We start from the raw sequence: 13,105 nt of genomic DNA, 5'->3' as shown, positions 1-13,105 counted from the left end.
GTGGGTAGGATCCCGGCATGCGTCGCCGGACCCTCCTCCTCGGAGCAGCGACCCTGGTGGCGGGATGTAGTTCGGCCACCCCCGCCGTGCGCAGCACCGCCGACCCGAAGGCCCTCCTCGTGGCGGCGCGGGCCAACCTCAATGCCACCGAGGGCGTCCATATCGACATGGTCGGTGCCGACATCCCCAAGGGCATCTCGGCGGTGCTGGCCGCCCGGGGCGACGGTGCGCCGACCCCGGCCTGGCAGGGCCGGATCAAACTGCAGACCAGGGGGTCGTCGTCTTCATCCCGATCGTCGCGATCAAGGACGACGTGTGGGCCACGCTGCCGTGGGACGACCACATGACCAAGATCGACCCGGCCCATTACAAGTCGCCGAACCCGGCCAGGTATTTCGACAGGGTCAGCGGCCTCAGTTCGCTGCTGGCGGGCGTGCGGGAACCGGCAATCGGGGACAGCCGGCGCAGCGGTGACACCATCCTGCAAACGGTGACCGGCAGTGTTCCGGCGGCTGAGATTCGCCGGGTTCTCGGGGTGGGATCGACCAGCGGCAGCTATGGCCTCACCTTCGGCATCGACGACGCAAACCGGTTGATCACCCTGCGGATCGCAGGCCCGATGTTCGACGACACGACCTGCCGCTACGACGTGACCTTCAGCAAATACGGCCAACGGGTCAGCATCCAGCCGCCGCAGATGGGGTGAGCGGCATCACAGCTACTGGCGGGTATGGTTGCGGGACCATGCGTCGTAGATCACTTCTTTCCAGCGTTGTCGTCCTGGCCGCCGTCGGGCTGACCGGCTGCACGTCCAGCGGCACCCCGAAAGGCACTGCCGCCGGGCAGACGCCCACCCAGCTGCTCGCCAAGGCGCGGGACACGATGAACGCCACGAGCGGCGTACACGTCGACATGGTCGGCAAGGACATCCCGAAAAGCGCCAACGCGGTCCTGAGTGCCAAAGGCGATGCCACCCCGGCCACCCCGGCGTGGAAGGGCAACGTCAACCTGCAGTTCGACGGGACGGCGCTGCAGGTGCCGGTCGTCGCCATCAAGGACGATATGTGGGCGCAGATCTTCGACAGCGAACAGAAGATCGACCCGGCCAAGTACAAGGTGCCCAACCCGGCCAGTTTCTTCGACAAGGAGCACGGACTGGGTTCGTTGCTGGGCAAGGTGACCGACGCGAAGTTCGGCGACGAGAAGCGGGTCGGCAGGGTCATCGTGCAGACGGTCAGCGGCAGCATCTCGGCCGCCGAGGTGCACTCGGTCTTCTCGATCGGCCCGTCGACCGGCAAATACGACTTCACCTTCGGCGTCGACGAGAGCACGAATCAGTTGCTCACGATGACCATCAACGGCCCCTTCTATCCCAACGCGAATGCGAGCTATGACGTCAGTTTCGACTCCTACGGTCAGACCGTCGACATCAAGGCGCCCTAAGGGACTCCTGACGGCGGCATCGATCGCCGTCGCTCTGGCCGCAGCCGACACCTACGTCGTCGTCCTGGCGATCACGGACATGATGTCCGGGGTCGGCCTCTCGATCGACGAGCTGCAGAAGGCCACCCCGATCATTTCCGGCTTCCTGCTGGGTTACGTGGCGGTCCTGCCGCTGATCGGCCGGTTGTCCGACCTGATCTCCCGTCAGCGAATCCTGCTGCTGTGCCTGGGCATCTTCGTCATCGGCTCGTGCATCACCGCGCTCGCAACCGACCTGCCGACCCTGATCGGCGGCCGGGTCGTGCAGGGCATCGGCGGCGGCGGTCTGGTGCCGGGCACGCTGGCTTTGGTCGCCGACCTGTGGCCGCGGGGTAAACGAGGTACGCCGCTGGGCATCGTGGGTGCCGTCCAGGAGTTGGGCTCGGTGCTGGGTCCGCTGCTCGGTGCGCTGATCCTGGTCATCGCCGACTGGCGAATGATCTTCTGGGTCAACGCAATTCTCGGAGTCGTGCTTGCCCTCTCCATCCGCGCGATCGGCGGTCCGCAGCCGCTGGCGGACAGCACCCGCAGGGTGCCGCTGTGGTGGGGCTGGCTGACCGGGCTGGTGAGTCTGGTCGCCGGGGTGCTGTTCTGGTTGGCGCTGGCCGCGCCCGACGTACTCGCCCAATCGGTCCAGTGGTGGGGTGCCGCGTTCGTCCCGTACGGCGATCACACCGCCCGCCTGTTCACTCCGATCGGCGTGTGGGCAACGATCGCGATCGTCCTGGCGATCGTCTTGTCAGCGCGGTACTGGTGGCCGATCCTGCGGCAGGTCGATCTGATCGGCGCGCTGCTGATGGCGGTCTTCCTCGGCTGCATCGTGCTGACCTTCTCCACCACCAACCCGGAGAAGCAGGTCGTCGGCCCGATGGGTTTGTGGCTGCTGCCGGTGGCCGTGGTCGCGGCCGTGCTCTTCGTCCTGCGCCAGCGGACGGCCGCCGTTCCGCTGATCACCAAGGGCACCGTGGTCGGCCGGGTCATCCCGGCGCTGATCGCGTCGCTGCTGGTCGGCGCCTCGCTGGTCGCGGTCATCGTCGACGTGCCGTTGCTGGCCCGGCTGACCAGTGACGGCGGCGAGACCGAAGCGGCGTTCGTGCTGGTGAGGTTCCTGTTCGCAGTACCGGTCGGTGCGCTGATCGGTGGCTACCTGTTGCGCCGCTTCGGCCCGGCGCAGATCGCTTCCGTCGGGCTGGTGGTGGCCGGCCTGGGCCTGATTTCCATGTCCACGTGGGGTTTCGGCTCGCTGGAGTCGTGGGTGTCCTGGCCCGTGCTGATCCTGGTCGGTCTCGGATTCGGTGCTGCGATCGCGCCGGTCAACGACGCGGCTCTGGCGGATGCCACCGAGGAAGCGCACGGCGTCGTGTCGTCGTTGGTGGTCGTGTGCCGGATGATCGGCATGGTCCTGGGCCTGGCGCTGCTCACGGCGATCGGGTTGCACCGGTTCTATGCCGAGATCGAGTCGATGGCCAAGCCATCAGTGCGGCAACTGGCCGAAGCGGGTGTCGTGCAGTGCCAGACGGTCTTCCTCGGCGCGGGCGTGCTCGCGTTGATCGCGGCCGGCGTGTGCTGGTTCCTCGGCCGGGAGAAGATCGCGGTGCCTGAGGACGCGACACCGTTCCTGTAGGCGACGCTGCCAGTCACCTCGGCATCACACCGGTCTCCTGACGATCGGTCTAGCTGAACTGGAAGTCGACCAGGTTGGCTTTGCGGACGCGCCGCTCGTACTCGGCGACCGACGACGGCCAGACCCTGTTGACCGCGCCCGGTCCGAAGGCGCTGCGCTCCAACCGCCTGTCCATTTCCGTGCGCAATGCCGGGATGACCTGCGGGCGCACCTGCGCGGTGCTCACGTGGCGCCGGTCCACCTCTGCCAGAACCCTTGAGATCAGGTCGATCTGGGCTTCGTAGACCGGGATCACGGACGTCCACGGGACTTGGGTGTTGGGTCCGCCGAGCAGGAACAGATTGGGCAGCCCGGGCAGCGCGACGCCGAAGTACGACGACACCGCGCCGGCGAACGCTTGGCCGAGGGAATGCTCACCCGCACGTACGTCGATCATCCGCAGCGCGCCGTACGTCTCGAAGCCGGTGGCCAGGACGATCACGTCGCACGGGTGCTCCTGGCCGTCGGTCGTGAATATTCCTGTGCCGGTGACTGATTCGATGGGTGAGGTGACAACGCGAACGCTGGTCTTCGCCAGTGCGGGCAGGTAGTCGTTGCTGTGCACGACGGTGTTGTCGCCCAGCCGGTCGTTCGGGGTGAGCACCGTGCGCAGCGCCGGATCGGAAACGGTCCGAGCCAGGTAGGTGCTGGCCAGCTTCTCCTGAGCACGCAACAACGACGGCCGGGTGGTGTAGCCGACCCCGGAGGCTTCGGCAGTTGCCCTCAGCTTCAGTCGGTGGGCCTTCATCAACCACGGCCGGTGCTCGTAGGCGTTGGCCAGCCCGTCGGCGTACCCCGGGTCCAGGTGCGGCAGCACCCACGGGGCATGCTGCTGGAAGACACTCACTGCGGCGGCATCGCCAACCAGCTGTGGGATGAGTTGGCTTGCTGCACAACCGGTTCCGACGACCGCGATGTGCTCGCCGACGACGGGGACCGCAGGATCCCAGGAGCTGGTGTGCATGACGGCGCCCTCGAAGCTTTCGAGTCCGGGTAGCAGCGGTAGGTGCGGATCGCCGTACGGGCCGACAGCCAGGATCAGCTGTCGTGCGGTCAGCACATCGAACTCGCCGTCGCCCGTGACGATCGAGCAGGACCACTCCTGCCCGGTGAACTGAGCGCCCTGCACCGTGGTGTCGAAGCGGATCTGCGGCAGCACCCCGTAGTGCTCGGCGCAGTAGGCGAGGTAGTCGTGGATCTCATCGCCAGGGGCATGCGCTCGCGACCAGAGCGGGTTCGGCTCGAACGAGTAGGAATACAGGTGGGCCGGGGAGTCGGCGGCAACGCCGGGGTAGCGGTTGTCCCGCCAGACACCGCCGAGGTCGCTGGCCCGCTCGAGCACGACGTACGAGCGGCCGGCCTGCTGCAGGGCGATCGCCATCCCGAGTCCGGCAAACCCGGCTCCGACGACGACGACGTCCACTTCGGCCATGCCACCACGTTAGTTGCCGACCCGGGTCCCACAGGGAAGGTGCCCGGGGCAGAATGAACGTGACCCAACCCACATGGAGGCGATGATGGAGTTCCCGCTCACTGTCCGTGATTTCCTCGATCGTGCCGTGACGGTGTACCCCGACCGTGTGGCGGTCGTCGACGAACCCGACCAGCCCGCACCGCCGTTCGGCGGCGGCGAACTGACCTATGCGCAGATGGGGCAACTCGCGCGCAACCAGGCGGCCAACCTGGACCGCCTCGGCGTGCCCGTCGGCGGCCGGGTCGCGATCGTCTCCCAGAACAGTGCCCGGATGCTCACCTCGTTCTTCGGGGTCTCGGGTTGGGGCCGGGTTCTGGTGCCGGTGAACTTCCGGTTGTCCGTGGCCGAGGTCGAGTACATCGTCGAGCACAGTGGCTCGCAGATCGTGATGATCGACCCGGAACTCGAGCCCATCATCGAGAACATCACGGCGGAGCACGTTTTCGTCCTCGGCCGGGACGACGAGCAGATCTGGGGCGACACCGGGTCCGCGCCGGTGCCGTGGGAGGGCGACGAGCGCGCGACCGCCACGATCAACTACACCTCGGGTACGACGGCCCGCCCCAAAGGCGTGCAACTCACCCACCGCAACAACTGGCTGAACGCCACGGTCTTCGCGCTGCACGCCGGCGTCACCGACCGCGACGTCTACCTGCACACGCTGCCGATGTTCCACGCCAACGGGTGGGGGATGCCGTACGCGATCACCGGGCTGGGTGGCAAGCACATCGTGCTGCGCAAGGTCGACGGCGCCGAGATCCTCCGGCGGGTCGAGAAATTCGGGGTGACGCTGATGTGCGCCGCTCCCGCTGTGGTGACCGCAGCCCTGGACGCCGCCCGGGACTGGGACGGTCCGATCCCGGGGCGAGACACGACGCGCATCGTGGTGGCCGGCGCGCCGCCGCCCACCCGGGTCATCGAGCGGGTGCGCGAAGAACTGGGCTGGGAGTTCATCCAGATCTACGGCCTGACCGAGACCGCCCCGCTGCTGACCATGTCGCGGATGCGGGCCGAGTGGGACGATCTGGACGCCAGCGAGCAGGCGAAGAAGTTGGGTCGTGCCGGGGCTCCGGCACTCGGCGTACGGGTGAAGATCGATCAGACCGGTGAGGTGCTGGCCCAGAGCAACCACAACCTCGACGCCTACTGGGACAACCCCGGAGCGACTGCCGAGGCGCAGGCGCAGAACTGGTTCCACACCGGCGACGGCGGGTCGTTCGAGGACGGCTACCTGACCATCGCCGACCGCAAGAAGGACGTCATCATCTCCGGCGGCGAGAACGTCTCCTCGATCGAAGTCGAGGACGCGATCATCTCCCACCCCGCGGTCCGTGAGGCGGCGGTCATCGGGATCCCGGACGAGAAGTGGGGTGAGATGGTCACGGCTCTGGTCGTTCTCGAGTCCGAGGTCAGCGAGGAGGAGCTGATCGCGCACTGCCGGACGCGGCTGGCGGGGTACAAGCTGCCGAAGAAGGTCGAGTTTCGCGACGAGCTGGCCCGTACGGCGACCGGCAAGTTGCAGAAGTTCAAGCTGCGGCAGCCGTACTGGGAGGGTAAGTCCCGGCAGGTGAACTGACGGCGCTACGCGATCGTCACACCGGACGGGATCTACCGGGTGTCGACCTCGCCGGAGATCTCGCCAGCAGCGGCAATCTCCGGCTGAGACCGCCTGGAATCCCGAGATTGCCGCTGCTGGTCAGGCGGGTCCCTGCTGCGGGGTGAAGACGATCCGTTCGTTCGCGGCGACCGGCTCCTGCCAGCCCGCTTCGACGTCGTGCAGCGGCACGACGCGGGGTTCGATTTCGAAGTCGCCGGCCACCGCGGCGATCTCGGGCAGTTCGGCGAGGTAGTCGCGACCGGGCACCGAGCCGATTCCGCTGCCGACGACGGTCAACCGGCCGGCGCGGAGGGCAGCTGACGGGATGTCCGCGGAACTTCCGGCCATCGAGCCGATCTGGATCCAGGTCAGCGGCGCGCTGCGATCCTTGCGGTGACGGATCAGCTCCGCCATACCCCGGCCGGCGATGTCACCCCACAGATAGTCGATCACCACGTCGACGTCGGCGGCGGGGGACAGGTCATCGACCAGGCAGGTCGCGTCGGCACCGATGGGGCGCAATGCGTCCAGTTTCGACTGATCGCGGCCCGCGGCGATCACGGATGATGCGCCGAAGCGATTGGCCACCTGGATCGCGACCCGGCCGGAATTGCCGGTCGCCCCGACGACGAGGACGGACATACCGGGCTCGAAGTCGATGCGCCGGCGCAGCGACACCCAGGACGACATGGCCGGGTTCATCACCGCCGCGACGGTGGCCGGATCGGCGTCGTCCGGCAGCACTACGCTGCTCCGCTGCTCGATGACGGTCCGCTGCGCCATCGTGCCCAGCACTGTGTCGCCCAGTAAGGCGTAGCGCAGGCGACCGTCGCCGTCACGGACGACGGCGTCGACGCCGGGCACCATCGGCAGGTCGCCTGTGCTGGTGTAGTGCGAGCCGTCGGCCTGCGAACGCACCCGGTGGTGCAGCGCGGCCGCGACGACGTCGACCACCAGCTCGCCCGGCCCGGCGACGGGATCGGGCCACTCGGCGTACTGCGGCGGACGGTCGAACGAGGTGACGACGGCGGCGTGCATGGCGACTCCCTTTAGTTGGGTTTACGAACTAAACTAGTTGGTAACACCAACTGTGTCCACTACGCTGCCGCCATGTCCGAGAACGATGCCGTGGACGCCCTGGTGCAGACCTCATTCGTCGTCATGGGCACGTTGACCGAGGTTGCCAAACGACATGGCCTGTCCCTCACCCAACTGCGCGTCTTCGGCATCATCCGCGACCGCGAGCCGCGTATCTCCGACCTCGCCGCATTTCTCGGTCTGGACAAGTCGACGCTCAGCGGGCTGGTCGACCGGGCCGTCGCCCGCGGTTTGATCGAGCGGATCCGCAACCATGACGACCGACGGTCGGTGCGGATCCGGCTCACTCCGGAGGGGCGCGAGTTGGCTGAGCGGGTGCACGACGACGTACGCCGAGGGCTTGCCCCCTTGCTCCAACGGCTCAGTCCCCAGGGGCAGGCCAGACTCGCCAGCCACCTGGGTACGGTGCTGGAGACGCCGGACGCCTGAGCGTCGTACCCGGCTCCTAAGGTGGACGGGTGCGTATCGCGACCTGGAACGTCAACTCCATCCGCTCCCGCATCGACCGCGTCGTCGGCGTGCTGGAGCGGCACGACCTGGATGTCCTGCTGCTGCAGGAGACCAAGTGCCGCGACGATCAGTTCCCGTCGATGCCGATCGACGCGCTGGGTTACGAGATCGCCCATCACGGCCTGAACCAGTGGAACGGCGTCGCGATCATCTCCCGCGTCGGCCTGGGCGACGTCGAGGTCGGCTTCCCGCACATTCCGGCGTACGGCGATCCCGCCGTCAGCGAGGCCCGGGCTATCGGGGCCACGTGCGGCGATGTCCGCGTCTGGTCGCTCTACGTTCCCAACGGTCGTGAGGTCGGGCACGAGCACTACGCCTACAAGCTGGACTGGCTGGGCAAGCTTCGCGACGCAGCCGCAGGCTGGCTGGCTGACGATCCGCAGGCCCAGATCGTCCTCGCCGGTGACTGGAACATCGCACCGACCGACGAAGACGTCTGGGACCCGGCCTTTTTCGAGGGCAAGACGCATGTGACCCCGCCGGAGCGGGAGGCGTTCCGGGCGATCGTCGATGCCGGGTACGCCGACCTGGTGCGGCCGTACACCCCCGGCCCCGGGGTCTACACCTACTGGGACTACACCCAGCTGCGGTTCCCGAAGAAGCAGGGAATGCGGATCGACTTCGCCCTCGGCACCCCGGCCGTGCAGGCGCGGGTGACTGACGCGTTCATCGACCGCGAGGAGCGCAAAGGCAAGGGCGCCTCCGACCACGCGCCGGTAGTCATCACCCTCGAGTGATCCGGCGGGGTCGGCGCAGAACAACGACGGCGAGGAGCAGCGCGGCGAGTGCCGCCTGAACGGTGTACGGCGTCCAGTCGAACCGGTCGGCACCCGGTCCCCAATAGAACCCCCAGGGGGTCCTGCCGTCGAAGTCATTGACGAGCACCCACACGACCAGCCACTCACCGATCATCAGCAGGGCTGCGACCGGACCGATCAGGGATCGCCGGTAGCTGCCCACCGCGGCGCCGAGAGTACCGAGGACCGGACCGCTGAGGAGTCCGGCCGCGAAGTAAAAATCGTTCATACGCAGGATCTCGTGCAGTGTCGAACTGGGAGTCTGCAGGGCGACACCGACGTAGAAGCCGGCCAGCGCGATCATCGTGCTGCACAGGCCGATTGTCGCGCCGCGCAGGAGCCCTCGCACGCGCGTTCCTGGCAGGAACGCCACGAGCAGCCATGGCGCGCTCAGGTTGCCGATCTCGCCACGCAGCCCACCGTCGGTCCCCTTCACCAAGGCCATGGCGAATCCGAAGACCAGCGCGGAAAGAGCGGCGATGAGCCACAGGCGGGGCTGCTTCACACGGTCGGACATGCGGGCGATCCTACGCAGATGCGTCGCCTGGCGGCCGCAATTTCGTCGCACCTGCGGAGCGACGCGCGGCTCCGCTGTTTCGCAGGGGATCGACGATTCTGGAGCCGGATCACGCGGGAACGACCGGCAAATCCTCGATCGCTCCAGAATCGTGGCGTGCAAAGGAAGCCCGGGAGGGCCTGAGGCGGCTCGGCCCGCGAGGTCGGGCCCTAGAATTGCGAGCATGCCCACTGCACTCATCACCGGAGCCAGCTCGGGCATCGGCCGCGAGTTCGCCGACCAATTGGCAGCCATGGGACACGATCTGGTCATCGTCGCCCGCCGCGACGACGCCCTGCAGCAGGTCAAAGCTGAGATCGAGACCGCGGCCGGTGTGAGCGTCGAGGTCCTGCCGGCCGATCTGGCCGACAGAACCCAACTCCAACGGGTCGCGGACCGGGCGTCCGACGCAGACCGGCCGATCGACGTACTGGTCAACAACGCCGGATTCGGCCTGGCCAAACCCTTCCTGGACAACCCGGTCGAGGACGAGGAACGCCTACTCGACGTCCTCGTGCGCGCCACCCTGGTGCTCAGTCACGCCGCCGGCACCGCCATGCGCGAGCGCAAAGGCGGCCGGATCATCAACGTCTCCTCGGTCGCGGGGTGGATGGCCTCCGGCACGTACGCCGCGGCGAAGTCCTGGGTGACCGTCTTCAGTGAGTCACTGGCCGGGCAACTGGCCGGGACCGGCGTCACCGTGACGGCGGTGTGCCCCGGTTTCGTGCACACGGACTTCCACTCCGCCGGTGACATCGACCGCAGCAGCACCCCCGGCTTCATGTGGGTCCCGCTCAAAGACGTTGTGTCACAAGGGCTAGCCGCGGCTGAGCAGGGCAAGACGATCTGCGTTCCGGGGACCCAGTACAAGGTGTTGACGACGCTGCTGCGCGCCGCGCCCCGTCCGCTGATCCGCAGCCGCCGGATCGCTTCGACCCACCGCAACCAGGAGTAGGAACCTCGTGACCGAGATCGCCACGGACATCGCCGCCGACCGCACCCGACTGCTCGACCACATCAAGGACGAGGCGATCGTGTGGGGCAAGGTCATCCTGTCCAGCGGCAAGGAGGCCGACTACTACGTCGACTTGCGCCGAATCACCCTGTCCGGCAAGGCTGCTCCGCTGGTCGGCCGCGTCATTCGTGAGTTGACCAAGGACCTTGACTATGACGCCGTCGGCGGTTTGACGATGGGCGCCGATCCGGTCGCCACCGCCACCATGCATGCCGCTGCCGGTGCCGTCGACGCCTTCGTGGTGCGCAAAGCCGGCAAATCACACGGTCTGCAGCAGCGCATCGAAGGCCCGTCCATCGCCGGTCGCCGGGTGCTGATCGTCGAAGACACCTCCACCACAGGGGCTTCCGCGCTCGAGGCCGTGGCTGCTGCCCGCGAGATCGGCGCCGAGGTCGTTGCCGTTGCCGTGATCGCCGATCGTGACACCGGCGCCAAGGAGCGCGTCGAGTCCGAGGCAGGCGTGCCCTACGTGTTCGCCTACGGCTTGGGTGATCTCGGGCTCGCCTGAGCGAGGCGTGCGTGGCCTTCGTATCCCTTGACCTTCGTGGCCGCCGGGTCGTCGTCGCGACCGGCGGGGCGCGGGCAGGCGCGCGCGTGCGCGAATTGCTCGCCGACGGTGCGCAGGTCGAGGTCATCTCCCCGACGATCGGTGCCGACCTGACGCAGGCGTACCCCGACCGCACCTTCGTCTGGACCAGCCGCGTCGTCGTCGCCGGTGACCTCGACGGCGCCTGGCTGGTCAGCGCCCCCGACGCTGACGCCGAGCTGCGCGAGCGGCTCAGGGCCTGGTGCGACGCGCGCGGAATCTGGCTCGAGATGGTGCAGAGCCATGTCCAGCCCGCCCCGGGTACGCCGGCCCAGGCCGGGCAGCCCGCCTCACCTGCGGTGGACGCCGGGTCGGTGACCCTTGTCGGCGGCGGTCCCGGAGACCCAGACCTGTTGACGCTGGCGGGGTGGAAGGCGCTCCAGCAAGCAGACGTCGTGGTGACGGACCGGCTCGCGCCCGTGAGCGTCGTACCGGCGCAGACCGAAATCATCGACGTCGGCAAGACGCCGTACCACCACCCGGTTCCGCAGTCGGAGATCAACGAGATCCTCATCGACCGGGCCCGGCAGGGGCAGCGGGTCGTGCGGCTCAAAGGCGGAGACCCTTACCTGCTGGGTCGCGGAGGTGAGGAGGTGCTCGCCTGCCGGGCGGCCGGCGTGCCGGTGCACGTCATTCCCGGGATCACCTCGGCGTTCGCCGGCCCGGCCGCCGCGGATATCCCGGTGACGCATCGAGCGATCTCGCACGGGGTGCTGGTCATCTCCGGGCATGACCAGATCGAGCCGGACCTCTTGGCCCGGTGGCCGCACACGATCGTCGTACTCATGGGCATGGGCCGGTTGCGGGAGCTGGCCGCCGGGCTGGTCGGGGCAGGAAGGGCCGGCGACACGCCGGTTGCGGTGGTGCATCGCGCATCGACCCCGCAACAACGGGTCGCGAGCGGAACCCTGGCCACCATCGCCGACGTTGTTGCAGAAAGTGCGATCGGCAACCCGGCGGTGATTGTTGTTGGAGAAGTGACCCGGGTGCTCCGACCGCACTAGAGTCGAGCTACCTAACCCGGAAGGGAACTGCTCATGATCTTCCTGCTGATCATCCTCGTCCTGATCGTGCTCGCCGGCTTCTTCACGCTCGGTCAGTACAACGGTCTGGTCAAACAGAAGAACCTGGTCCAGGAGTCCTGGCACCAGGTCGACGTCGAGTTGAAGCGCCGGCATGACCTGATCCCCAACCTGGTCAACACCGTCCAGGGTTACGCCCAGCACGAGAGCGGCACCCTGCAGGACGTCATGAAGGCCCGTAGCGCCGCGATGAACGCCAGCAGCCCGCACGAGGCCGCTGCGGCCGAAGGTCAACTGAGCCAGGCCCTGGGCCGGTTGATCGCGGTGTCGGAGGCCTACCCCGACCTGAAGGCGAACCAGAACTTCGTCGCGCTGCAGAACGAGTTGACGGCGACCGAGGACCGCATCGCATCCGCCCGGCGCTACTACAACGCCAACGTGCGTGAGCTGAACACCAAGATCGAGACGGTGCCCTCGAAATTCTTCGCCGGGATGGCCGGTGCCAACCGCGCCGACTACTTCGAGGCCGAGGACGCCGCGTTGCAGACCCCGAACGTGCAGTTCGGCCCCGGGGCGCGTCCGCCGCCCCGCAGGTCGCCTTCGATCAGAACGCCGGGCAGCTGCCTGCGTCGACCCAGCCGCCGGCCTCGACGCAGACTCCGCAGGCTTCGGCTCCTGAGCAGATTCCCACCCCGGAGCCGCAGCCGGTGCAGCGACCCCAGCAGCCGCCGCAGCCGCCGCAGCAGCCGTACGGCCAGTAAGACCAGCACGAGAGCGGCCCCCGGGACATTCCGGGGGCCGCCCTCATGCTGGCTCAGACCCGCTTGCTCATCTGCACCGCGTTCTCGACGAACCCCAATGACCGGTAGAGCGCCCGTGCTGGGGTGTTGCCGCCGAACACGTTGAGCTGCAACGACGTCAGGCCCTTCTCGCGGGTCCAGTCCTCGGCGGCCAGCATCAGTGCGCGGCCGTATCCTCGGTTGCGCGCGTCCGGGTCCACCTCGATGTCGTAGATCCAGGCGTACTGCTCGCCGCCGCGCTCGCGCACCGCCATCCACAACACGCCGACGCGGTCGCCGTCGGCGTCGCGGGCAATCATGATCTCGTTGCCATCGATCGGATGGATGCCGTCAGGCACCAATCCGCTCCAGGTGGCGTCCGAATTGGCCTGGGCGGCAGCCTTGCTCAGACCGCCTTGCTCGACGAGGTCACGCAGGTAGGAAACCTTCTGCGCGGCAATGAATTCGACGAGTTCGTCATCGCTCGCCGGACTCACGGTGATCTGCGGGAGGTTGGCCACGCCCT

At 67.8% G+C, this 13,105-nt stretch carries 15 protein-coding genes; 11 read left to right on the top strand and 4 right to left on the bottom strand.

What is annotated here, in order from left to right:
• The first annotated feature begins 17 nt into the window (after positions 1–17).
• Genes ACFQBT_RS17050 through ACFQBT_RS17035 form a run of 4 tightly spaced genes read left to right on the top strand, consistent with a single transcriptional unit; the run spans position 18 to position 3,106 of the window.
• Positions 18–347, top strand: a complete 330-nt coding sequence (locus ACFQBT_RS17050) for a hypothetical protein (RefSeq protein WP_377824534.1) — start codon at positions 18–20, stop codon at positions 345–347.
• Positions 314–706, top strand: coding sequence for an LppX_LprAFG lipoprotein (locus ACFQBT_RS17045; RefSeq protein ID WP_377824532.1), 393 nt, complete (start codon positions 314–316; stop codon positions 704–706). The genes ACFQBT_RS17050 and ACFQBT_RS17045 overlap by 34 nt, the downstream gene beginning before the upstream one ends.
• 38 nt (positions 707–744) lie before the next feature.
• Positions 745–1,443: an LppX_LprAFG lipoprotein gene (locus ACFQBT_RS17040; RefSeq protein WP_377824530.1), complete on the top strand. Its 699-nt coding sequence runs from the start codon at positions 745–747 to the stop codon at positions 1,441–1,443.
• The gene (locus ACFQBT_RS17035; RefSeq protein ID WP_377824527.1) at positions 1,391–3,106 is read left to right on the top strand and encodes an MFS transporter; all 1,716 of its coding nucleotides are present in this window, start codon (positions 1,391–1,393) and stop codon (positions 3,104–3,106) included. The genes ACFQBT_RS17040 and ACFQBT_RS17035 overlap by 53 nt, the downstream gene beginning before the upstream one ends.
• 49 nt (positions 3,107–3,155) lie before the next feature.
• Here the strand turns inward: ACFQBT_RS17035 and ACFQBT_RS17030 are convergent, their stop codons facing one another.
• On the bottom strand, positions 3,156–4,577 hold the full coding sequence (locus ACFQBT_RS17030; RefSeq protein ID WP_377824525.1) for a flavin-containing monooxygenase: 1,422 nt from the start codon (positions 4,575–4,577) through the stop codon (positions 3,156–3,158).
• Positions 4,578–4,662: 85 nt separating this feature from the next.
• Here ACFQBT_RS17030 and ACFQBT_RS17025 point away from each other — a divergent pair, with 85 nt between their 5' ends.
• Complete coding sequence (locus tag ACFQBT_RS17025) at positions 4,663–6,195, top strand: AMP-binding protein (protein ID WP_377824523.1); 1,533 nt, start codon at positions 4,663–4,665, stop codon at positions 6,193–6,195.
• Positions 6,196–6,315: 120 nt separating this feature from the next.
• On the opposite strand, the gene ACFQBT_RS17020 is transcribed toward ACFQBT_RS17025, so the two are convergent.
• Positions 6,316–7,254 carry a quinone oxidoreductase family protein gene (locus tag ACFQBT_RS17020; protein ID WP_377824521.1) on the bottom strand — a complete coding sequence of 313 codons (939 nt, stop codon included), beginning with the start codon at positions 7,252–7,254 and terminating at the stop codon, positions 6,316–6,318.
• A gap of 72 nt (positions 7,255–7,326) precedes the next feature.
• Between ACFQBT_RS17020 and ACFQBT_RS17015 the strand changes: the two genes are divergently transcribed.
• The gene (locus ACFQBT_RS17015; RefSeq protein WP_377824519.1) at positions 7,327–7,743 is read left to right on the top strand and encodes a MarR family winged helix-turn-helix transcriptional regulator; all 417 of its coding nucleotides are present in this window, start codon (positions 7,327–7,329) and stop codon (positions 7,741–7,743) included.
• A gap of 29 nt (positions 7,744–7,772) precedes the next feature.
• Positions 7,773–8,561, top strand: a complete 789-nt coding sequence (locus ACFQBT_RS17010; RefSeq protein ID WP_377824517.1) for an exodeoxyribonuclease III — start codon at positions 7,773–7,775, stop codon at positions 8,559–8,561.
• On the opposite strand, the gene ACFQBT_RS17005 is transcribed toward ACFQBT_RS17010, so the two are convergent.
• Complete coding sequence (locus ACFQBT_RS17005; RefSeq protein ID WP_377824515.1) at positions 8,548–9,138, bottom strand: DUF6518 family protein; 591 nt, start codon at positions 9,136–9,138, stop codon at positions 8,548–8,550. The two genes, ACFQBT_RS17010 and ACFQBT_RS17005, sit on opposite strands and share 14 nt — an antisense overlap.
• 223 nt (positions 9,139–9,361) lie before the next feature.
• Here ACFQBT_RS17005 and ACFQBT_RS17000 point away from each other — a divergent pair, with 223 nt between their 5' ends.
• The 4 genes from ACFQBT_RS17000 to ACFQBT_RS16985 are packed head-to-tail and all read left to right on the top strand — an operon-like array spanning position 9,362 to position 12,706.
• Entirely contained in the window at positions 9,362–10,132 is a 771-nt protein-coding gene (locus tag ACFQBT_RS17000; RefSeq protein WP_377824513.1) for an SDR family NAD(P)-dependent oxidoreductase, read from the top strand.
• Positions 10,133–10,139: 7 nt separating this feature from the next.
• Positions 10,140–10,700, top strand: a complete 561-nt coding sequence (gene pyrE / locus ACFQBT_RS16995) for an orotate phosphoribosyltransferase (protein ID WP_377824512.1) — start codon at positions 10,140–10,142, stop codon at positions 10,698–10,700.
• Between the two features lie 11 nt (positions 10,701–10,711).
• The gene (gene cobA, locus ACFQBT_RS16990) at positions 10,712–11,782 is read left to right on the top strand and encodes a uroporphyrinogen-III C-methyltransferase (protein WP_377824510.1); all 1,071 of its coding nucleotides are present in this window, start codon (positions 10,712–10,714) and stop codon (positions 11,780–11,782) included.
• A gap of 33 nt (positions 11,783–11,815) precedes the next feature.
• On the top strand, positions 11,816–12,706 hold the full coding sequence (locus ACFQBT_RS16985; protein WP_377824509.1) for a LemA family protein: 891 nt from the start codon (positions 11,816–11,818) through the stop codon (positions 12,704–12,706).
• Here the strand turns inward: ACFQBT_RS16985 and ACFQBT_RS16980 are convergent.
• Positions 12,615–13,100 carry a GNAT family N-acetyltransferase gene (locus ACFQBT_RS16980; RefSeq protein WP_377824507.1) on the bottom strand — a complete coding sequence of 162 codons (486 nt, stop codon included), beginning with the start codon at positions 13,098–13,100 and terminating at the stop codon, positions 12,615–12,617. The genes ACFQBT_RS16985 and ACFQBT_RS16980 overlap by 92 nt on opposite strands.
• Positions 13,101–13,105: the final 5 nt, after the last annotated feature.

The organism is Branchiibius cervicis, assembly GCF_042661605.1.
GTDB classification, from domain to species: Bacteria; Actinomycetota; Actinomycetes; order Actinomycetales; family Dermatophilaceae; genus Branchiibius; species Branchiibius cervicis.
The sequence above is the reverse complement of the archived record's forward strand: the minus strand, read 5'-3'. Positions and strand labels throughout refer to the sequence as shown.

Coding starts and splice junctions, on each gene's coding strand:
- ACFQBT_RS17050 (WP_377824534.1), top strand. CDS start 18: ATGCGTCGCCGGACCCTCCTCCTCGGAGCAGCGACCCTGGTGGCGGGA.
- ACFQBT_RS17030 (WP_377824525.1), bottom strand. CDS start 4,577: ATGGCCGAAGTGGACGTCGTCGTCGTCGGAGCCGGGTTTGCCGGACTC.
- ACFQBT_RS17000 (WP_377824513.1), top strand. CDS start 9,362: ATGCCCACTGCACTCATCACCGGAGCCAGCTCGGGCATCGGCCGCGAG.
- ACFQBT_RS17020 (WP_377824521.1), bottom strand. CDS start 7,254: ATGCACGCCGCCGTCGTCACCTCGTTCGACCGTCCGCCGCAGTACGCC.
- ACFQBT_RS16985 (WP_377824509.1), top strand. CDS start 11,816: ATGATCTTCCTGCTGATCATCCTCGTCCTGATCGTGCTCGCCGGCTTC.
- ACFQBT_RS17005 (WP_377824515.1), bottom strand. CDS start 9,138: ATGTCCGACCGTGTGAAGCAGCCCCGCCTGTGGCTCATCGCCGCTCTT.
- ACFQBT_RS17040 (WP_377824530.1), top strand. CDS start 745: ATGCGTCGTAGATCACTTCTTTCCAGCGTTGTCGTCCTGGCCGCCGTC.
- ACFQBT_RS17035 (WP_377824527.1), top strand. CDS start 1,391: ATGACGTCAGTTTCGACTCCTACGGTCAGACCGTCGACATCAAGGCGC.
- ACFQBT_RS17015 (WP_377824519.1), top strand. CDS start 7,327: ATGTCCGAGAACGATGCCGTGGACGCCCTGGTGCAGACCTCATTCGTC.
- ACFQBT_RS17025 (WP_377824523.1), top strand. CDS start 4,663: ATGGAGTTCCCGCTCACTGTCCGTGATTTCCTCGATCGTGCCGTGACG.